The organism is Methylobacterium sp. HJ2, from assembly GCF_056431005.1.
The window spans coordinates 588,825-607,820 of the sequence record NZ_JBWJYM010000002.1; the positions used below are offsets into that span (position 1 = coordinate 588,825).

Below are 18,996 nucleotides of genomic sequence, written 5' to 3' on the forward strand. Positions count from 1 at the left end.
ACTAGCGCGGCACGGCCGCGGGCGGGACCGCGCGGCGGAACTCGCCGAGCGCCGCGGCCAGTAGATCGGGCGTCACGTTGAGGTGCTCGATGGTCTCGAGCTTGCCCGCGAGTTCGCGCGCGGCGAGCCCGAGGAGCACGGCCGGCGGCAGATCCCGGTAGATCGCGGCGCGGCTCTGCTCGGCCTCGGCCCGGGCGCCCTCGATGAGACGGATGCGCTCGGCCTCCGCCGCGGCCGCCAGCCCCTGCGCCTCCGCAAGCCCGGCCGCGCGGTCGCGGGCGTTCTCCGCCTCGCGGGCGATGAGCACGGCTTCCTGCCGGGCGAGTTCCGTCCGCGTCTCCAGCTCGTTCTCCGCGATGGCCCGCTCCTTCTCGACCGCGAGGGCGCGCCGCGCGAAGGTCGCCGCGTCGGCCTTCTGCTGAAGGGCCTCGAAGGTCGGCGTCTGCAGGGCGCGCTCCAGCTCGCTCGACGGCGCGAGGTTGGTGAGGCGCACCGAGACCACCGCGATGCCGATCTCCGCGAGCGCCGGTGCCGCCGCCAGCACGGCTTCGAGGGCGACGCGCAGCGGCTCGGGGCCGGCATCGAGGAGCGCGCCCACCGGACTCTCGCCGATCGCCTGGAGGACCGTCTGTCCGGCGATGCCGCCCAGGCGCGCCTCGATGCGCTCGATCGGCTCGCCCTGCGGCCGGCCGGTGTGCAGCCCGAGCGAGAAGTCGACCCGGCTCGCCAGCAGCTCCGGATCGACGACGCGCCACCCGATGGTCCCCTGGACCACGACGGTCTGGAAATCCCGGCTGCGACCGCGCACGAACAGCGTCGTCTCGCGGTCGTCCATCGGCACCTCGCTGATGCTCGCGGTCTCGGGCCGGAACCAGAAGACGAGGCCGCGCCCGCTCTGCCGGATGCGGCCGTTGCGGTAGCGGATGACGTGACGGCTCGCCTCGCTCCTGAGCTGGGCGACCGGACCGAGATTGCGGATCGTGGCCATGGGGCCTTCCTTCCCAGGATGGAGGTCAGAGCGGCTTGCGGAAACGGTAGAGTTCGGCCGGCCGGAACGAGGTGCCGGCCTCGCGGGCGCCCGTCGGCGCGAGCCAGCCCCGGTCGAGCATCCGGCGGCGGAAGGCGGGCTTGTTCAGGGCGGTGCCGAGAACCGCCTCGTGCACGTCCTGCAGCTGCCGCAGGGTGAAGGTCTCCGGCAGCAGCGCGAAAGCGATGTCGGAATAGTCGAGCTTCCCCCGCAGCCGCCGGATCGTCAGGGCCAGGATGTCGCCGTGGTCGAAGGCGAGGGGCAACGGCGTGCGCGCCGTCCTGTCCCGGGCGGCGAAGACCGCGACGGGCCCGCCCGAATCGCCGGCCCAGGGCACCGCGATGCAGGCCGCCGACAGCCCCGCGCGCGCCTCCGCCGCCCGCGCGAACACGGCCTCCGGCAGGAGCGCCAGATAGGCGACCGTGACGATGCGCATGCGCGGGTCCCGGTCCACCGCGCCGAAGGTGTAGAGCTGCTCCAGGCGCGTTCGGTCGGCCTCGTCCGCGCTGAAACCGGCCTTGTCCCGCAAGACGCGTCCGGCCGCCGCGTCGAGGGTCTCGTCGAGGCGGACGAAGCTGCCGGGCAGCGCCCAGCGGCCGGCATGCGGGTGCTCCGTGCGCTCGAGCAACAGCACGGCCGGGCGGCCCGCGCACAGACCGAGCAGGACGAGATCGACGGTGAGCGCCGGCCGCTCGAAGGCGGCCGGATCGTACTCCCTCAAGAACGCGTCCTCGTCCATGACGCCACCATATATCCATCTTGCATCTAACTAAGACGCAGGATGGATATATGTCAATCGGCAACGTCGATCCGCCACCGCAGGCCGAGCCGGATGGGCTCTACCCCTTCAGCCGGTTCTTGATCCGGAAGATCAGACCGTCGCGCACGTCGCGATACGCGTCCATCCGCTGGTCGCGGGAGGCCTCGAACAGGATGGTCGGATCGGGCGTCGGCCAATATTCCACCTCGGCAGCGAGCGTCCGCGTCAGCTCCAGGGCGGCGTGGTGCGCTTCGGGGGCGAGGGTCACGATCAGGTCGAAGTTCAGCCCCTCCCACTCGTCGAGCTGCGCCAGCGTCCGGGGCTTATGACGCGCGGCATCGATGCCGATCTCCTCGAGCGCCGCGACCATGAAGGGATCCACCGGCTCGCCCGAGCGCACGCCCGCCGACTGCACGTAGGTCGACTTGCCGAAATAGGCGCGCGCGATCGCCTCCGCCGCGGGGGAGCGCACGGCGTTGAAGTTGCACATGAACAGGACCGACTGGACCCGCTTCTTCCTCGGGGCGGCGTCGGGAGCGGGATCGTCCATCGGCGCTCAGCCCTTCACGGGGCTCAGCCCTTCCAATGCAGGGCGAAGATCAGGGTGAACAGGCGGCGGGCGGTGTCGTGGTCGAGGTCGACCTTGCCGTCGAGGCGCTGCTTCAGGGTCTCGGAGGCTTCGTTGTGCAGGCCGCGCCGGCCCATGTCGATCGCCTCGATCTGGGTCGGGGACGCGGTGCGGATGGCGTTGTAGTAGCTCTCGCAGATCATCTCGTAGTCGCGGATCACCCGTCGGAACGGCGTCAGCGACAGCAGGTGCGTCATTACCGGGTCGCCCGAGGCGGTGCTGATCGCGAAGGAGAGCTTGTTCTCCACGAGCCCGAGATGAAGCGCGTAGGGCCCCTCGTCGCGGCCCGGCAGCTCGAAGCGGTTGTCCTCCAGGATGTCGAAGATCGCGATCGCGCGCTCGTGCTCCTGGTCCGGATTGCCCCGCCCGATCGAATCCTCGTCGAGGGTCACCTTCGCGAGACGGTGCGGCCCGCGCTCCTTTTTCCCCTCCGACATCTTCGGCCAAGCCTCACAGGTTCAGGCGGATCGCGACGGAGCGGGCATGTCCCTCGAGCCCCTCCGACCGGCTGAGGGTTATCGCCGCGGGGCCGAGCGCCCGCAAGCTCTCCGGCGTGCAGGCGAGGATCGTCGTGCGCTTCATGAAATCGAGGACCCCGAGTCCCGACGAGAAGCGGGCCGAGCGCGCGGTCGGCAGAACGTGGTTGGGGCCGCCGACATAGTCGCCGATCGCCTCCGGCGTGTGCGCACCGAGAAAGATCGCCCCGGCATTGCGGATCTTGGCGGCCAGCGCCTCCGCGTCCCGGGTCTCGATCTCCAGATGCTCGGGGGCGAGGCGGTCGACCAGCGGCACGGCCTCGTCGAAATCGCGCACCCGCACGATCGCCCCGTAATCGCGCCAGCTCGCCCGGGCGATCTCCCGGCGGGGCAGGGTGGTGAGCGCCCGCTCCACCGCCGCTTCCGCCGCCTCCGCGAGATCCGGGCTGTCGGTGATCAGGATCGACTGGGCCGCGACGTCGTGCTCGGCCTGGGCGAGGAGGTCGGCGGCGATCCAGTCGGGATTGGCCTCGCCGTCGGCCAGGATCAGCACCTCGGAGGGGCCGGCGATCATGTCGATGCCGACCTGCCCGAACACCCGGCGCTTGGCCGCCGCCACCCAGGCGTTGCCGGGCCCCACCACCTTGGCGACCGGGGCTATGGTCGGCGTGCCGTAGGCGAGGGCCGCCACCGCCTGCGCGCCGCCGACGCGGTAGATCTCGTGCACCCCCGAGAGCCGCGCGGCGGCCAGCACCAGCGGGTTCATCTGGCCCTCGGGCATCGGCACCACCATGACGACGCGCGGCACGCCGGCCACGCGCGCGGGCAGCGCATTCATCAGCACCGAGGACGGGTAGCTCGCGGTGCCGCCCGGCACGTAGAGCCCCACCGATTCGAGCGCCGTCCAGCGCCAGCCGGAGACGACGCCGAGGGCGTCGGTCTGGCGATGGTCGCCCGGCACCTGGGCGCGGTGGAAGGCCTCGATGCGTTCGGCGGCGAGACGGAGCGCGGCGAGCGCATCGGCCGGGCAGGCCGCGATGGCGGCGTCGACCTCGGCCTCGCTCACCCGGAGCGAGGATGCGGTGAAGGCCTCGCCGACGCGGTCGAACCGGCGGGTGTAGTCGACCAAGGCCGCGTCGCCGCCGGCGACGACGCCCGCGATGATGCCGCGCACGGCCTCGTCCACGTCCTCGGCGATCTCGCGCTTCACGGTGAGGAGCCGCGCGAAATCCTGGGCGAAGGTCGGGGAGCTGCTGTCGAGGCGGACCATCGGGGCCTGTCGTCTGCTGAAATGTCCGGGGGCGGTCAGGCGGACCGGTCGAGGGAGGCGTCGCCGTTGCCGACCCCGTGGCCGGGCCGGGTCTCGGTCTCCCAGACCGGCCCGAGATCCTTCATCTGCACTTCGATGCACTCCACGTCGAGCCGGATCGCGGCGCCGCCGGAGAAGACCAGGGTGACGAAGCCCGAGGGGGCCTCCGTCGGATCGAAGGTGACGGCGAGCAGGCTCAGCGTCGCGTCGTCCGCCTGCCCGGGGGCGATGCCCCGTGTGCGGACGCCGAGCACGCGCTCGAAATGGACGCCTGCGAGGCGGCGTCGCGCCGGTCCGCCCTCGGGCGCCGACCAGTCGAAGCGGCGCACCACCAGCACGAAGCGGCGCTCGGCGGCCAGGTAGGTCAGGTCGCCCGCGCGCAGCACGGCATCCTGCAGGTGCGCCGAGATGATCGTGAGGTCCTCGGCATCGAGGGCGGCGAGCTTCAGAAGCTCCATGCGGTCACCTTGAGGGCCGGTCTCGGGGAGGGGTCGGATGTCGGAAGCGCGGCGGGTCGGCCGTGCCCTGTGCCGCATCGGCCGGATGGTAAATTTCACGTGAAACCGGTCCGGTCGGATCGGGCGAGGCAGTAGGTAGCGGCGCGAGGCGCCTGCGGCAACCGGGGCCATCGCGCGCCGGCCACGTCCGCTCCGCGTCCATTCGACGGATCGCGATCGTCACCGATCCGCATGGGAAAAAGGTCAGCCGCCGTTCAGGCACCGCGCTATATTCCGGGTTCAGGTACGCCAGACGGCTCCGGAGACACCAACGTGAAGCGCATCACCCTCGCGGCGCTCGCCGCCCTGACCCTCGGCACGACGCTCGGCACGGTCGGCGCCAGCGCCCAGTACTACGACGGTCCGCGCTATGGCCGGGAGCGCGACTACGACGGCGACCGCTACGAGCGCCGCCGACGCGACTACGACGAGGATCGCTACGAGCGCCGCCGCGACTTCGACGGCGGCCGCCGCGGCAGCATCTGCGTGACGGCCCGGGGCAACTGCGTCACCCGTCCGGCCCCGTTCAATGCGCCCTGCGGCTGCGAAGTCCCGGGCTTCGGCTTCAAGCGCGGCGCCATCGGCCGCTGATCCGTTCGCTCGGAGAGGCGATCGTCTCTCCGAGCGGCCGTCCGTGCGAGGCTTGGCTCCTCAGGAGCGCACGCGCTCGATCTGCGCGCCGCAGCGGCCGAGCTTGGCTTCCAGCGCCTCGAAGCCGCGGTCGAGATGGTAGACCCGGTTGATCTGGGTCTCGCCCTCGGCCGCGAGGCCGGCGATCACCAGCGAGACCGAGGCGCGCAGGTCGGTCGCCATCACGGGCGCGCCCTTCAGGCGCTCGACGCCGTCCACGATGGCGAGATCGCCCTCGAGGCGGATCCGCGCGCCGAGGCGGGCGAGTTCCTGGACGTGCATGAAGCGGTTCTCGAAGATGGTCTCGCGGATGCGCGAGCTCCCCTTGGCCAGCGTCATCAGCGCCATGAACTGCGCCTGCAGGTCGGTGGGGAAGCCCGGGAAGGGGTCGGTCGTCACGTCCACCGCGGCGATGCCGCTGCCGTTGCGCCGCACCCGGATACCGTCCGGCACCTGGGTGATCTCGGCGCCCGTGGTCCCCAGCACGTCGAGGGCCGAGTGCAGCAGGTCGGCGCGGGTGTTCTCCAGGACGACGTCGCCCCCGGCCATCGCCACCGCCATCGCGTAGGTGCCGGTCTCGATCCGGTCGGGCAGCACCTCGTGGCGGGCCCCGTTCAGCCGGGCCACGCCCTCGACCTCGATGCGCGGCGTGCCCGCGCCCTTGATGCGCGCGCCCATCTTGATGAGGCAATCGGCGAGATCGACCACCTCGGGCTCGCGCGCCGCGTTCTCGATCAGGGTGCTGCCGTAGGCGAGCGCCGCCGCCATCAGGGCCACATGGGTGCCGCCCACGGTGACCTTGGGAAAGCTGATCTCGGCGCCGCGCAGGCCGTTCTTGGTGCGCGCCACCACGTAGCCGCCGTCGATCTCCACATGCGCGCCGAGCCGCTCCAGCGCCATGATCAGGAGATCGACCGGCCGCGTGCCGATGGCGCAGCCGCCGGGCAGCGAGACCTTGCACTCCCCGAAGCGCGCGAGCAGCGGCGCCACCACCCAGAAGCTCGCCCGCATGGTCGAGACCAGCTCGTAGGGCGCCGTGGTGTCGATGATGTTGGAGGCCGTGAGCCGGATCGTCTGACCGGTCTCGGTGGTCTGCCCCGGACGCTTGCCGACCACCATGTGGTCGACCCCGTGGTTGCCGAGGATGCGCGTGAGTGCGGCGATGTCGGCGAGCCGGGGCACGTTGACGAGCTCCAGCGTCTCGCCCGTCATCAGGCTGGCGATCATCAGCGGCAGGGCCGCGTTCTTGGCGCCGGAGATCGGGATGGTCCCGTTCAGCGCAGCGCCGCCGGTGATGTGGATGCGGTCCATGCTCGTCCTCTCGGTCGCCGCGCGTCCGGAGGGTCCGGGACTCTCGCAGGCCGATTCAATGCCGTTTCAATCCTGGGTCGCACACCTGCGCGCCCATGCTTGGCCGCTGCCTATAGTCCAGTTTTGTTCGAATCGGGACCACCCGGATTCGCCTCGCCGTCCGCAGCGGGCGCGTCCGCCCCCGGCTCGATCCTGCCGGGCGCCTGAATCTCCCCGCGCACGCGCTCCTGTGCCTTGCGCCGCCGCAGGTTGTCACGCAACGCCGCCTTGAGGCGCTCGGCCCGCCCGTCCTTCGTCTCGCCCATCCGCCGATCCTCGAAAGATCCCCGTTCGTCATCGTCTGCGCAGATCGGTGCCGCGCCTGCCGTCTCGCGGCGTGCCGATCAGGGTCATTCCTGTCGGACGGAGCCCGCACGCTCGCCTCACCCGCCCGCTCCGCAGGCACCCTCCCATGCAGGGGGGGAGGGTAGAACCCGCGCGCGAACCGGACCCGCCGGAGCGCGGAGGCGGGCGCCTTGCCCCATCCGCCGATGCGGTGAGGGCGTCCGCCGACCCGGCGCCCGGAGGCGCGTGCCATCCGCGCGACGCTTCGTCGCCGCGGCGCTCGGAGGCTTTGTACCCGCCGGCCGAACGGTGCAGAGCAGGATTGTCGGAACTCACCTTGAACCGATTCCAGATCCGCCTGTATCCTGCTTCCGACGGCGCCTGAAGACGCTGCCGCACAAGGAAACCCGCCACACCGCGTCCCACGCCCGATATCCAGACCTGGGAAGGCCACCAGATCCGGAGGGCGAGCGGGCGCAAGTCCTCACGACGACGCCCGCGCCGCCGGAGCCCGCACCGGGATCCGCGACCGGGCGATCCCGCGCTCCGACGATCCCGGATCGTCCGGCGCCAGCCACCCGAAGGACCCCCATGCCCGTCAACCGGATGCCCGCTGCCCCGAAGACCGCATCGGCCGGACCCGGCAGCAGGACCGACTACGAGGCCCATTTTCGCGGCGCGCTGGAGAAGCTGCACGGCGAGCGGCGCTACCGCGTGTTCGCCGACATCGAGCGCATCGCCGGCCGCTTCCCCACGGCGAACTGGCGCCGGCCCGACGGCACCACCAGCGAGATCACCGTGTGGTGCTCGAACGACTATCTCGGCATGGGCCAGCACCCCGAGGTGGTCGGCGCCCTGACCGAGACGGCCCGGCGCTGCGGCGTGGGCGCGGGCGGTACCCGCAACATCGCGGGCAACACCTCGCCGCTGGTCGATCTGGAGCGCGAGCTGGCCGACCTCCACGGCAAGGAGGCGGGCCTCGTCTTCACCTCGGGCTACGTCTCGAACCAGGCCGGCATCTCGACCATCGCCAAGCTCATCCCGGACTGCCTGATCCTGTCGGATGCCTTCAACCATAACTCGATGATCGAGGGCGTGCGCCATTCGGGCTGCGAGAAGCGCGTCTTCCGCCACAACGACCTCGGCCATCTCGAGGACCTGCTGCGCGAGGCGGGGGACCGCCCGAAGCTGGTCGTGTTCGAGAGCGTCTACTCGATGGACGGCGACGTCGCCCCGATCGGCGCGATCTGCGACCTCGCCGACCGCTACGGCGCCATGACCTATCTCGACGAGGTCCACGCGGTCGGCCTCTACGGCGAGCGCGGCGCGGGGATCAGCGAGCGCGACGGCGTGATGGACCGGGTCGACGTGATCGAGGGGACCCTCGCCAAGGGCTTCGGCTGCGTCGGCGGCTACATCACCGCCTCGGCGGCGATCTGCGACGCGGTGCGCAGCTTCGCCCCCGGCTTCATCTTCACCACGGCCCTGCCGCCCGCGGTCGCGGCCGCTGCGCGTGCCTCGGTGCGCTACCTCAAGCGCTCGCGCACCGAGCGCGAGGCGCATCAGCGCCAGGCCGCCGCGACCAAGCGCGCGCTGGAGGAGGCCGGCCTGCCGGTGCTCGCCACCGAGACCCACATCGTGCCGGTGATGGTGGGCGATGCCGAGCTGTGCAAGGCCGCGGCCGACCACCTGCTCGAGCGCCACGCCATCTACATCCAGCCGATCAACTACCCGACCGTGCCGCGCGGCACCGAGCGCCTGCGCATCACCCCGTCGCCGTTCCACGACGCCGCCCGCATCGCCACGCTGACCGCGGCGCTCGTCGAGACCTGGGACACGCTCGACCTGCCGCGCGCAGGGGCGGTCTTCGCGCAAGCCGCGGAGTAGACCCCCCGCCGCGCGACGAGCGGCGCTCTCAGTCGGGATTCGGCCTGTTGTCCCCGGCCAGAGCGAGCCCGCGCGCCGCACGGGCGAGGCGGCGCTCCCGCGTCACGCATCGTCCGGCAGGGACAGCCCGGAGTCTCGAGCCGGGACCTCGTCCTGAAAGCTCGGCCGCATTGCATCCGGCGGCGGGATGCGCTGTGACTGCCCGCGACGAATCGGACGGGGAGCATCGGGCGAATGTCGGCTGGTCATGGGGCGGGTGGAAGTTCGAACAAGCGCGTGGCGCTGCTGATCTCGGTGCTGGCGCTGTTCCTCGCCTTCAGCGAGACGCTGGGCAAGGCCTCGCAGACCGACGCGCTCGGCGCCAACGTCGAGGCCTCGAACCAGTGGGCCTATTTCCAGGCGCGCACCATCCGGGCCACCGTGCTGAAGACCGCCGACGAGGCGCTGGCGCTGCTGCCGCCCGGCCCGAACCAGGAGGCGGTCCAGGCCAAGCGCGCCGAGTGGGCCAAGACGATGGCGCGGTGGGAATCCGAGCCCGCCACCGGCGAGGGCCGCAAGGAACTCGCCGCCAAGGCACTGGCGAGCCAGGAGAAGCGCGACCTCGCGCTGCACCGCTACCACCATTACGAGCTGGCCTCGGCGGCCTTCCAGATCGGCATCGTTCTGGCCTCGGCCGAGGTCATCACGGGCATCGCCGCCCTGGTCGTCGCGGGCGGCCTGCTCGGCCTCGGCGGCGTGGCGATGCTCGGCTTCGGCTTCTTCGCGCCCCACGCCCTGCACCTGTTCTGATCCGGCGGGACCCCGCGATCACCTTTCGGCGACGCCCTGGACTGTCCCGCCCCGATGGGCTCTCTTCGAGCAAACGGGGTGGGGGGCGAACATGGCGGACGATCCGCAGAGCCAGGGGACGCTGACGCGCGCGGCGAGCTTCATCTTCCTGCACACCGAGCACGCGATCTACGCCGCCCTCGGCATCCTGCTCGCGCTGACCGCCGTGGTGGCGCTGGTGGACGCCGCGCACCTGACGCTCGACGCCTTCAAGGCGCTCGGCGGGGTCACGCAGATCCTGGAAGTGGTCGACCGGCTGCTGTTCCTGCTGATGCTGGTCGAGATTCTGCACACGGTGCGGGTCTCCATGCGCTCCGGCCGGCTGACCTGCGAGCCGTTCCTGATCGTCGGCCTGATCGCCTCGATCCGGCGGGTGCTGGTGATCACCCTGCAATCCTCCGAGATCATGCACACCAAGAACTGGGACGCGGAGAAGGAGGCGTTGTTTCGGGCCTCGATGATCGAGCTCGGCGTGCTCGCCGGGCTGATCCTCACCATGGTGGTGTCGATCTTCCTGCTCCACCGCGCCCGCGACGACGACAAGGCGGCCGGCGAGGAGGAGCCGGGGATCGGCGAGGCCTGAGGCCGGCAGACCGCTCGATTGCGACGCAATTCGCAAAGTCCGCGGTGGCTACGCGCCCGTATTGCGCTGGACGGGCTCGCATCCGCCCACGGTTCATCGTGCAATCCGTAAGCTTTGCTTCACCTGTCTGACCGCCCATGGAGGGATGACCGAGGCCAGCCCCTGGCGGAACGCATGTCCCGTCCCGTTCTCCCCGCACTAATCTTGACGGGCCTCTGGTCCGTAGCCGGCTTCGTAAATGTCGCGGCGGCGGGGTCCCCGCTGCGGGACGCTCTCACCGCTGGGGGCGGCTGCGAGGCTCAGCGGGCGCTTATCGAAGGACGGCTGGGCCGCCTCGACGGCTCCGCGGCCCCCGCTCAGCCTGCCAGACCCGAGGCCGATCTATTCGGAAAGCCGGCTCACCAATGGAGCGATGCCGAGATCGGCGACGCGATCCAAGCCTTCGCGGCCTGCGAGACCCGCACCGACGGCCGTCGGCGGGCGCGCGATCTCGCCCGGTTCGAGGCCGCCCTGCGCCGGGCCATCGCGCTGAGCCGCGCGCAGGCGCCCCTGCCGGATGCCGCCCCGCATCAGCCCAGCCGCACCGCGGCCGAGGCGTCGGCGCCGCGTGATCCCAGCGGACGCGCCGCGGGCAAAGGGCCCGCCTTCATCCCGGCCGCGCGGGGCGCCGCCGAAACACCGGCGAATCCCGAGCGGGACCCGCACGCCGCGTTCGTGGAGGCGGCGCGCGAGGAACGAAGCATCGAGCCCACGCCGAGCGCCCCGGCACCCGGCCTGCGACCGCCGCTGCCATCCCCGCCGACGATCCCGGAGCCCGCCCGTCTCGCCGCCTTCGCCGCGGTCCCGCCGGAGCGGCACCTGGCGAGCGAGCGCTGGCACTGCCCCGTCGTGCTGCGGAGTTTCGATCTGCTGCGGGCCGACATGCTCCTGCCCGAGGTCGAGAACGTGATGGGCTGCCGTGGCACGCTGGAGAGCAGCGCCACCGTCGCGGGGATCGGCGACCTCGACGTCTACGTCTGGTCGGATCGCGGCCAGAGCTTCACGGTCACGGCCACCTTCCAGAACAGGCGCCTGCGCGCGAAGTCGCAGCGCGGCCTCAACTGATCCCGGCGCTCAGGAGCCGCGCGGCCGGGCCTGCGCCGCGCGCTTGAGCGCCTCGGCGAGTGCGCCGCCGGATTCCGTGGCGGGTGCCGCCGCGGGCGGGCGCGGCTGGGGCCGGGGCGCGGACGGAGCCTCCCGGCGCGGCGCGGCGCGGTCGTCGGAGCGCATGCTGAGGGCGATGCGTTTGCGCCCGGCATCGACCTCGACCACCCGCACCTGAACCACGTCGCCGGGCTTCACCACCTCGCGGGGATCCTTCACGAAGCGGTCGGCCAGCATCGAGATGTGGACGAGCCCGTCCTGATGCACCCCGATATCCACGAAGGCCCCGAAGGCGGCCACGTTCGTCACCACGCCCTCGAGCCGCATGCCGGGCCGCACGTCCCCGATCTTCTCCACACCCTCCTGGAAGGTCGCCGTGCGGAAGGCCGGCCGCGGATCGCGGCCCGGCTTCTCCAGCTCCGCCAGGATGTCGATCACCGTGGGTTCGCCGAAGGTCGCGTCCGAGAAGGCCCGGGGCGAGAGGCCGCGCAGGGTCGCGCCGTCCCCGATCAAGGCCTGGATCGGCTTGCCGGTGGCGGCCAGGATCCGCTTGACCACCGGGTAGGCTTCCGGATGGACGCCCGAGGCGTCGAGGGGATCGTCGCCGTCGCGGATGCGCAGGAAGCCCGCCGCCAACTCGTAGGCTTTCGGCCCGAGGCCCGGCACCTTGCGCAGCGCCGCGCGCTTGGCGAAGGGGCCGTTGGCGTCACGGTGCAGGACGATGTTGCCCGCGACCCGCTCGCTGAGGCCCGAGACGCGGGCCAGCAGCGGCGCCGAGGCGCTGTTCACGTCGACCCCGACGCTGTTGACGCAATCCTCCACCACCGTGTCGAGGGAGCGCGACAGCTTTCCCTCCGTCAGGTCGTGCTGGTACTGCCCGACGCCGATCGCTTTCGGCTCGATCTTCACGAGCTCCGCCAGCGGGTCCTGCAGCCGGCGCGCGATCGAGACGGCGCCGCGCAGCGTCACGTCGAGGCTGGGCAACTCCGCCGAGGCGTAGGCCGAGGCCGAGTAGACCGAGGCACCGGCCTCCGAGACCACCACCTTGGTGAGCCGCTGCTCGGGCATCTTGGCCACCAGCTCGGCCGCGAGGCGGTCGGTCTCGCGCGAGGCGGTGCCGTTGCCGATGGCGATCAGCTCGATCCGATGGGCGCGGACGAGCTTGGCCAGCGCCGCCAGCGCCCCGTTCCAGTCCCGCCGCGGCTCGTGCGGGAAGATCGTGTCGGTGGCCACCACCTTCCCGGTGGCATCGATGGCCGCGACCTTCACGCCGGTGCGGTAGCCCGGATCGAGGCCGAGCGTCGGGCGCGCGCCCGCGGGCGCCGCGAGCAGCAGGTCGCGCAGGTTGCGGGCGAAGACCTCGACCGCTCCGGTCTCGGCCACCGTCCAGAGCCGCGCGCGCAGGTCCGTGTCGGTCGCGGGCTTCAGGCGCTTCTTCCAGGCCTGCCGCACCGTCTCGACCAGGAAGGCGTCGCCCGGCCGGCCCCGGTCGGCGACGCCGAGGCTCCGGGCGATCCGCGCCTCCTGCCAGGACAGCGCCCCGGGAGCCGCAGCCTCCGCATCCGCGATGTCGAGGTCGAGCACCCCGTCCTTCTCGCCGCGGAACAGCGCGAGGATGCGGTGCGACGGCAGCTTGCCGAGGGGTTCCGAGAAGTCGAAGTAGTCGGCAAACTTCTCGCCCTCCACCGCCTTGCCCTTGCGCAGGCAGGAGACCATGCGCCCGCGCTGCCAACTCGTCTCGCGAAGCTGGCCGACGAGCTCGGGATCGTCGCAGGCCCGCTCGACCAGGATGGCGCGCGCGCCCTCCAGCGCGGCTGCCGCATCCGGCACTTCGCTCCGGCCGGCGAAGCGGCCGGCCTGCACGCCCGGGTCGAGATCGGGCCGGGCGAGCAGCGCCTCCGCCAGCGGCTCCAGCCCCGCCTCGCGGGCGGCCTGAGCCTTGTTCCGGCGCTTCGGCCGGAAGGGCAGGTAGAGATCCTCCAGCCGCGCCTTGGTCTCGGCCTGGGCGATCCGGGCGGCGAGATCCGCATCCAGCTTGCCCTGCTCGCGGATGCTGTCGAGGATCGCCGCGCGGCGCGCCTCGAGATCGCGCAGGTAGGCGAGCCGCTCCTCCAGGCCGCGCAGCTGCGCGTCGTCGAGGGCGCCCGTCGCCTCCTTGCGGTAGCGGGCGATGAACGGCACCGTGGCGCCGCCGTCGAGGAGGTCCACCGCCGCCTTCACCTGCGCCTCGGCGACGCCGAGTTCATCCGCGATGCGCCGATTGATCCCGATCATGAGGTCCTCCCGCTGGACGGGCGGTTTGGATCCTGGGCGCCGCCTCGGTCAAGGCGCCTCAGTTCAGGCGCAGCAGCGCCGCGTTCAGGAGGGTCGCGAAGGCCACCCAGGCGGCGTAGGGCACCAGCAGCCACGCGGCGATCCGGTCGACCCGCCACGCGAGGCGGATGGTCCAGAGCACCATCACCAGGAGCAGCACGACCACGACGAGGCCCGCCCCGAGGGCGTGGGCGGAGAAGAAGACCGGTGTCCAGGCCGCGTTGAGGACGAGCTGCACGGCGAACGCGATGAGCGCGAGCCACCAGCCCCGGCGGGCGGCGCCCGTGCCCCGCGGCGCGCCGAGAAGCCGCCAGGCCGCGACCGCGATCATGGTGTAGAGGATGGTCCAGGCGACCGGGAATACCCAGTCCGGCGGGTTGAAGGCCGGCTTGGCGAGCCCCGCATACCAGCCGTCGATCTCGGCCCGCGTCGCCACCGATCCCAGCCAGGACGTGGCCGCGACCGGCAGGATCGCTGCGGCGAGCCGGGGCCAGGTGCCCAGGGCCGGCGGCTCGTGTCTCTCGATCGGGGTCGCCATCGCGCGGTCGCCATCCTGTCGGCCGCCGCATCACCGGCGGCGGTTCCCTGTCCAGCGAGGTAGCGTGATTCCCGCCGAAGGGGATGCCGGTTCGGCGAGAGACCGCACGGCGCGACGGCAATTCGGAGCCGGTGCTGGCGGGACGCGCCGCCGAGCGGAACCGGAGCGCGGATCACCGCCGGGTTGCGACCCGATCCAGCATGCCGGGCCCGACGGCCGCGCCGGATCCAGTGTCCGCGATGGGAGCGAATCACGAAGACTGACAATACACGGACGATCGGCGTCCTCGCGGGCCGGGAAGGGGATTCGGTCGCGCGCAATGCTGCTGCCGCGACCGGCCGGCCGTGTGGGGCGGCGGTTTTCATCGCCAAATTCGGCGTGGGCGGGTGCGAGGACTACCGAACCCGGGGTCTGGGTGCTTGGCGCGCGCGGCTAAGGTTAATACTCCGGTCTGCTCGCTCGTGCTCTGCCCGCGTGTGGGAGCGGAGGGAAACGGTTTGTTAACCCTGATGCGGATCAAGATGATACGGCCCGGAGGCTGAGGCACTGACATGATCCTTCTCCTCGCGATGACGTATCTCGGCGCGTTCCTGGGCGGCCTCTCGGCCTACGCGGTGGCGAAATCGCTGGTCTGGACGCTGGCGGGCGCCTTCGCGGGCTCGACCGCGGCGGTCCTGGCCGGTGCCGCGATGCTCCATCGCAGCCGCGATCCCGAGGCGGCCCCGCCCTCCTACCTCCGCGCGGCCCGCACGAACCCCTAGAGGCCCCGATCGCGTCGCGAGGCGACGCCCCCCTTCGGGACGACGGGTGTCGGCCCGTCGCAGCGGCCCCGAGCGCCCTGCTCCGGGGCATCGCGGCGCGCTATAGGGATCCGGACCGATCCGGAGCCCCCTGATGCCGCAGCCCGACGCGACCTTCTCCCGACGCAGCCTCGCCGCGCAGGCGCTCGGCCGGATCGATCCGGCGACCCGCGCCGTCGTGCCGCCGCTGCACGTCTCCACCACCTTCATCCGCGATCCGGACAACGGCTACAGCTCGGGCTTCTCCTACGCGCGGCCGGACAACGCCACGGTGCGCGAGGCCGAGGCCGTGCTGGCGATGCTGGAGGAGGCCCCGGCGGGCGCCCTGCTGTTCGGCTCCGGCATGGCGGCGGCCACCGCCGTGTTCGGCGCGCTGGAGCCCGGCGACCACGTGGTGGCGCCGAACGTGATGTACTGGGCGCTCAAGCGCTGGCTGCGGGAAGAGGGGCCCCGGCGCGGCCTCGCCGTCGATTTCGTCGATGCGGAGGATCCCGAGCGGCTGCGGGCCGCGATCCGGCCGGGCCGGACCAAGCTCGTCTGGATCGAGACGCCCGGCAACCCGCTCTGGACCGTGACCGACATCGCCGCCGCCGCCGAGGCCGCGCACGCCGCCGGCGCCCGGCTCGCCGTCGATTCGACCGCGGCCTCGCCCGTCCACACCCGGCCGCTGACCCTCGGCGCCGACATCGTGATGCATTCGGGCACGAAGATCCTGAACGGCCATTCCGACGTGGTGGCGGGGGTGCTCGCGGCGCGGGAGGCGGACGCGTTCTGGGCGCGGATCGGGGCGATCCGCGCGAGCGGCGGCGCGATCCTCGGGCCGTTCGAGGCCTATCTGCTGATGCGCTCGCTCCGCACCCTGCACCTGCGCGCGGCGGCCCAGGCCGCGGGCGCCCTCGACCTCGCGACCCGACTCACCGCGCACCCGCAGGTCTCGCGGGTCCTCTACCCGGGCCTGCCCGACGATCCCGGCCACGCGGTCGCGCGGCGCCAGATGGAGGGCGGCTTCGGCTACATGCTGTCGATCCGGGTCCGGGGCGGCGAGGCGGCGGCGATCGCCGCGGCGGCGCGGGTCGGGCTGTGGAAGCGGGCCACCTCGCTCGGCGGCGTCGAGAGCCTGATCGAGCACCGCGCCTCGGTCGAGGGGCCGGGCTCGCCGTGCCCGCCCGATCTCCTGCGCCTCTCCACCGGGATCGAGGACCCGGCCGATCTCTACGCGGACCTCGATCAGGCCCTGCGCGCCGCGCGGGCGTGAGGGATTTCCGGGCCCGATGCGGGACGATCGCCGATCTTGAGCGTTGTGCCGGCAGCATCGGCCGGGCGCTGTCGCGTCCCGGCACCCGAACCGCCGGAGTCCAGCCATGACCATCCACCGCGCCGCCCTGCCCGGGCCCCTGGCCCTCGTCCTCCTCGGCGCCCTCTGCGGCGCGGCTCGGGCGGAGTCGGTGCCCAATCTCGACGTCGAGAAGACCTGCTCCACCGCCGATCAGGTCAATCTCGGGACCAATGCCAGCGCGAAGGAGAGCCGGGACGGCTGCATCCGCTCGGAGCGCGAGGCGCGCAAGGAGGCCGAGCGCCGCTGGGGCGACTACACGCCGGCGGCCAAGAAGCAGTGCCAGAGCCAGTTCCAGGCCGGCGGCTACCCGTCCTACGTCGAGATGGTGACCTGCCTGGAACTGGCGAGCGGCACCGTCCCGTCGCAGACGGGCACCGGCGGCGGCGCGACCGGCGGTCCGGGCGCGGCGCGCGGCGACATCAAGGCCCCCCGCGAGCGCGACCAGGGCGCGGGCGCGATGACCCAGGAACCGCCCGCGAGCCAGCGGACCGACCCGATCAAGGTGCTGGAGAACAAGTAGGCGCGCCGGCCTCCGCCGCCGGGGCGCAGGGTCGGGTAACCCCCGCTCAGGCCTCGTCGGTGGCGAGCCAGATGGCGGCCTGGGGCTCCCGGGCCGCCGCCCGCGGCGCGGCCGGCGGGATCCGGCCCTGCGCCAGCTCGGCGAGTTCCGGCGCCTGGGCTGTGTCGTCCACCGTCAGGAAGAGGCCGCGCAGCCGGGCGATCCGCCCGAGATCGGCCCGGCTCGTGATCACGCTCTGAGCGGGGCTGGTCAGCAGGGCGAACGCGATCGGCGCCATCCAGAGCGCGAGGGCGAGGTCGCCCGCGAGGGCGAGCAGGCCGGCGAGCAGGGCGCCCACCACCACCGAATCGGCCTGCAGCCGGAAGGCCTCCGTCCACGGCACGCGGCGGTCGTCGCGCACCTGCGCGTCCCAGCGCACCACCCGGCCGAAGAAGGTCGAGACCACGGCGCCCGCGGTGAACAGCGTCATCACCGGCCAGAGCAGCACCCAGACGATCTGTTCCAGCGCGGCGCTCGCGAGCAGCGGGCCGGTGCCCCCGAAGGCGGCGCGGCGCTCGGGCGAGGCGAGCACGTGGCCGAGGCTGAGCAGCTTCGGAAGGGCCATCACCGTCACCGTGAGGCCGGCCAGCGCGTGGGCGGCCGGCCCGGCGCCGGTGAGCCCGTAGGCGAGGAGGCCGAGATCGCCGGTGCGGGCGGCGAGCCACGCGCCCGCGGCCAGGAAGGCGATCCAGAGGGGCAGCATCGCGTAGGAGAGGATGCCGACGGCGAGGTGCCAGCGGCTCGCCGCCTTCAGCCCGGCCCAGGGCAGCACGGAGAGGTGCTGCAGGTTGCCCTGGCACCAGCGGCGCTCCCGCCCGAGCAGGTCGACGAGGTTCGTCGGCATCTCCTCCCAGGTCCCGCCCATCTCGGGCAGCAGGCGCACCTCCCAGCCGGCGCGGCGCAGCAGCGCGCCCTCGACGATGTCGTGGCAGAGGATCTCCCCGCCCAGCGGCGTCTTGCCGGGGAGCACCGGCAGGGCGGCGTTGGCCGCGAAGGCCTCGATGCGCAGGATCGCGTTGTGGCCCCAGTAGCTGCCGTCCGGGCCCTGCCAGGTCTCCAGGCAGCGCAGGGCCAGCGGCGCGTAGAGGCGCACGGCGAATTGCTGGATCCGGGCGAACAGCGTGTCGCGCCCGGCGGCGTAGGAGACGGTCTGGATCAGGCCGACGCGGGGGCTGTCCTCCATCAGCCCGACGAGGCGGCGCATGGCGGCGCCGGTCATCAGGCTGTCGGCGTCGAGCACGATCATGAAGTCGTATTCGGGGCCGTAGGTCTCGCAGAACTCGGCGATGTTGCCGGCCTTGCGGCCCGTGTTCAGCGCCCGGCGGCGGTAGCGCACCAGCGGCAGGCCGGGGCCGGCCGCCCGGCGCCACGCCTGGATCCGGGCGAATTCGTGCTCCTCGACGGCCGCGATGGCGCCGTCGCGGGTATCCGAGAGGACGAAGAGGTCGATGTCCTGCGCCCCCTCGCGGGCGAGCGAGCGGGCCATCACCCGCAGCCCGGCGAAGACCGCGACGGCGTCCTCGGCGTGGATCGCCACCACGGCCGCCGTCCGGCTGCGACCGCTCGGGCCCGGCACGGCGGCCTCCGAGCGCCGCTCCAGCACGGAGCGGGTGCGCGCGCCCATCCGGTCCGCGACGAGGCCGTAGAGGTACTGCCAGGCCGTGAACGACTGCCACGCCATCACCACGCAGAACAGGCCGAGCACGACGGCGCCGAGCCAGCCCGTCACCGGATAGGCGGCGGCGGCGAGCGCCGCGATGCCGGCGCCGGTCGCGAGCGCGGGCAGGGCCAGGGCGAGCCGGCGCAGGCGCAGGGTCCGGCCGGCGCGGCCGGCATTGTCCCCAGCCTCGCCCTTGCCCTCCGCCTGCCAAGCCTCGACATAGGCAGCGGCCGGACGGGGCGCCTCGGCGGCCGGTCCGTTCGGCAGGGGGGCGATCCGCGAGGGGCGGCTCGTCCGGACCTCGACCGTCGGTGTCTCGTGCGGCGGCGTTGTGGTGGACATGGCGCGTGGAACTCGACGGAGTGGGAACCCGGCCGCCATCGGGAA

At 72.6% G+C, this 18,996-nt stretch carries 19 protein-coding genes; 8 read left to right on the forward strand and 11 right to left on the reverse strand.

Annotated elements, in window-relative coordinates:
* Position 1: 1 nt before the first annotated feature.
* From ACS5RC_RS07430 to ACS5RC_RS07455, 6 genes are all read right to left on the reverse strand, one after another.
* Positions 2–988, reverse strand: coding sequence for an SPFH domain-containing protein (locus tag ACS5RC_RS07430; protein WP_478343180.1), 987 nt, complete (start codon positions 986–988; stop codon positions 2–4).
* A 25-nt stretch (positions 989–1,013) separates the two neighbouring features.
* Positions 1,014–1,766, reverse strand: a complete 753-nt coding sequence (locus tag ACS5RC_RS07435) for an NUDIX hydrolase (protein WP_478343181.1) — start codon at positions 1,764–1,766, stop codon at positions 1,014–1,016.
* Between the two features lie 100 nt (positions 1,767–1,866).
* The gene (locus tag ACS5RC_RS07440) at positions 1,867–2,337 is read right to left on the reverse strand and encodes an arsenate-mycothiol transferase ArsC (RefSeq protein ID WP_478343182.1); all 471 of its coding nucleotides are present in this window, start codon (positions 2,335–2,337) and stop codon (positions 1,867–1,869) included.
* 23 nt (positions 2,338–2,360) lie between these two features.
* Entirely contained in the window at positions 2,361–2,852 is a 492-nt protein-coding gene (locus tag ACS5RC_RS07445) for a UPF0262 family protein (protein WP_478343183.1), read from the reverse strand.
* Positions 2,853–2,865: 13 nt separating this feature from the next.
* The gene (gene hisD, locus ACS5RC_RS07450; protein WP_478343184.1) at positions 2,866–4,161 is read right to left on the reverse strand and encodes a histidinol dehydrogenase; all 1,296 of its coding nucleotides are present in this window, start codon (positions 4,159–4,161) and stop codon (positions 2,866–2,868) included.
* Positions 4,162–4,196: 35 nt separating this feature from the next.
* Positions 4,197–4,658 carry a DUF2948 family protein gene (locus ACS5RC_RS07455; protein ID WP_478343185.1) on the reverse strand — a complete coding sequence of 154 codons (462 nt, stop codon included), beginning with the start codon at positions 4,656–4,658 and terminating at the stop codon, positions 4,197–4,199.
* A gap of 312 nt (positions 4,659–4,970) precedes the next feature.
* On the opposite strand from ACS5RC_RS07455, the gene ACS5RC_RS07460 reads away from it, so the two are divergent.
* The gene (locus tag ACS5RC_RS07460) at positions 4,971–5,288 is read left to right on the forward strand and encodes a hypothetical protein (RefSeq protein ID WP_478343186.1); all 318 of its coding nucleotides are present in this window, start codon (positions 4,971–4,973) and stop codon (positions 5,286–5,288) included.
* A 60-nt stretch (positions 5,289–5,348) separates the two neighbouring features.
* Here the strand turns inward: ACS5RC_RS07460 and murA are convergent, their stop codons facing one another.
* Entirely contained in the window at positions 5,349–6,638 is a 1,290-nt protein-coding gene (gene murA / locus ACS5RC_RS07465; protein WP_478343187.1) for a UDP-N-acetylglucosamine 1-carboxyvinyltransferase, read from the reverse strand.
* 110 nt (positions 6,639–6,748) lie between these two features.
* Positions 6,749–6,943 (reverse strand): hypothetical protein, encoded by a 195-nt coding sequence (locus ACS5RC_RS07470; RefSeq protein WP_478343188.1) that lies wholly within the window; start codon positions 6,941–6,943, stop codon positions 6,749–6,751.
* 610 nt (positions 6,944–7,553) lie between these two features.
* Between ACS5RC_RS07470 and hemA the strand changes: the two genes are divergently transcribed.
* The 4 genes from hemA (at position 7,554) to ACS5RC_RS07490 (ending at position 11,364) form a co-directional block, all read left to right on the forward strand.
* On the forward strand, positions 7,554–8,849 hold the full coding sequence (gene hemA, locus ACS5RC_RS07475) for a 5-aminolevulinate synthase (protein WP_478343189.1): 1,296 nt from the start codon (positions 7,554–7,556) through the stop codon (positions 8,847–8,849).
* A gap of 234 nt (positions 8,850–9,083) precedes the next feature.
* Entirely contained in the window at positions 9,084–9,638 is a 555-nt protein-coding gene (locus tag ACS5RC_RS07480) for a DUF4337 domain-containing protein (protein ID WP_478343190.1), read from the forward strand.
* Positions 9,639–9,729: 91 nt separating this feature from the next.
* Entirely contained in the window at positions 9,730–10,260 is a 531-nt protein-coding gene (locus tag ACS5RC_RS07485; RefSeq protein WP_478343191.1) for a phosphate-starvation-inducible PsiE family protein, read from the forward strand.
* 174 nt (positions 10,261–10,434) lie between these two features.
* The gene (locus ACS5RC_RS07490; protein ID WP_478343192.1) at positions 10,435–11,364 is read left to right on the forward strand and encodes a hypothetical protein; all 930 of its coding nucleotides are present in this window, start codon (positions 10,435–10,437) and stop codon (positions 11,362–11,364) included.
* A gap of 9 nt (positions 11,365–11,373) precedes the next feature.
* Here ACS5RC_RS07490 and ACS5RC_RS07495 read toward each other — a convergent pair whose 3' ends face one another.
* Together ACS5RC_RS07495 and ACS5RC_RS07500 are read right to left on the reverse strand one after the other, a co-directional pair.
* Positions 11,374–13,677: a Tex family protein gene (locus ACS5RC_RS07495; RefSeq protein WP_478343193.1), complete on the reverse strand. Its 2,304-nt coding sequence runs from the start codon at positions 13,675–13,677 to the stop codon at positions 11,374–11,376.
* 58 nt (positions 13,678–13,735) lie between these two features.
* Complete coding sequence (locus tag ACS5RC_RS07500) at positions 13,736–14,254, reverse strand: TspO/MBR family protein (RefSeq protein WP_478343194.1); 519 nt, start codon at positions 14,252–14,254, stop codon at positions 13,736–13,738.
* A 551-nt stretch (positions 14,255–14,805) separates the two neighbouring features.
* Between ACS5RC_RS07500 and ACS5RC_RS07505 the strand changes: the two genes are divergently transcribed.
* The 3 genes from ACS5RC_RS07505 (at position 14,806) to ACS5RC_RS07515 (ending at position 16,910) form a co-directional block, all read left to right on the forward strand.
* On the forward strand, positions 14,806–15,015 hold the full coding sequence (locus tag ACS5RC_RS07505; RefSeq protein WP_478343195.1) for a hypothetical protein: 210 nt from the start codon (positions 14,806–14,808) through the stop codon (positions 15,013–15,015).
* A gap of 133 nt (positions 15,016–15,148) precedes the next feature.
* A complete protein-coding gene (locus ACS5RC_RS07510) occupies positions 15,149–16,309 on the forward strand; it encodes a trans-sulfuration enzyme family protein (protein WP_478343196.1) in 1,161 nt (386 codons plus the stop codon).
* A gap of 106 nt (positions 16,310–16,415) precedes the next feature.
* A complete protein-coding gene (locus tag ACS5RC_RS07515) occupies positions 16,416–16,910 on the forward strand; it encodes a hypothetical protein (RefSeq protein ID WP_478343197.1) in 495 nt (164 codons plus the stop codon).
* A gap of 46 nt (positions 16,911–16,956) precedes the next feature.
* Here the strand turns inward: ACS5RC_RS07515 and mdoH are convergent, their stop codons facing one another.
* Entirely contained in the window at positions 16,957–18,951 is a 1,995-nt protein-coding gene (gene mdoH / locus ACS5RC_RS07520; protein ID WP_478343198.1) for a glucans biosynthesis glucosyltransferase MdoH, read from the reverse strand.
* Between the last annotated feature and the right edge of the window lie 45 nt (positions 18,952–18,996).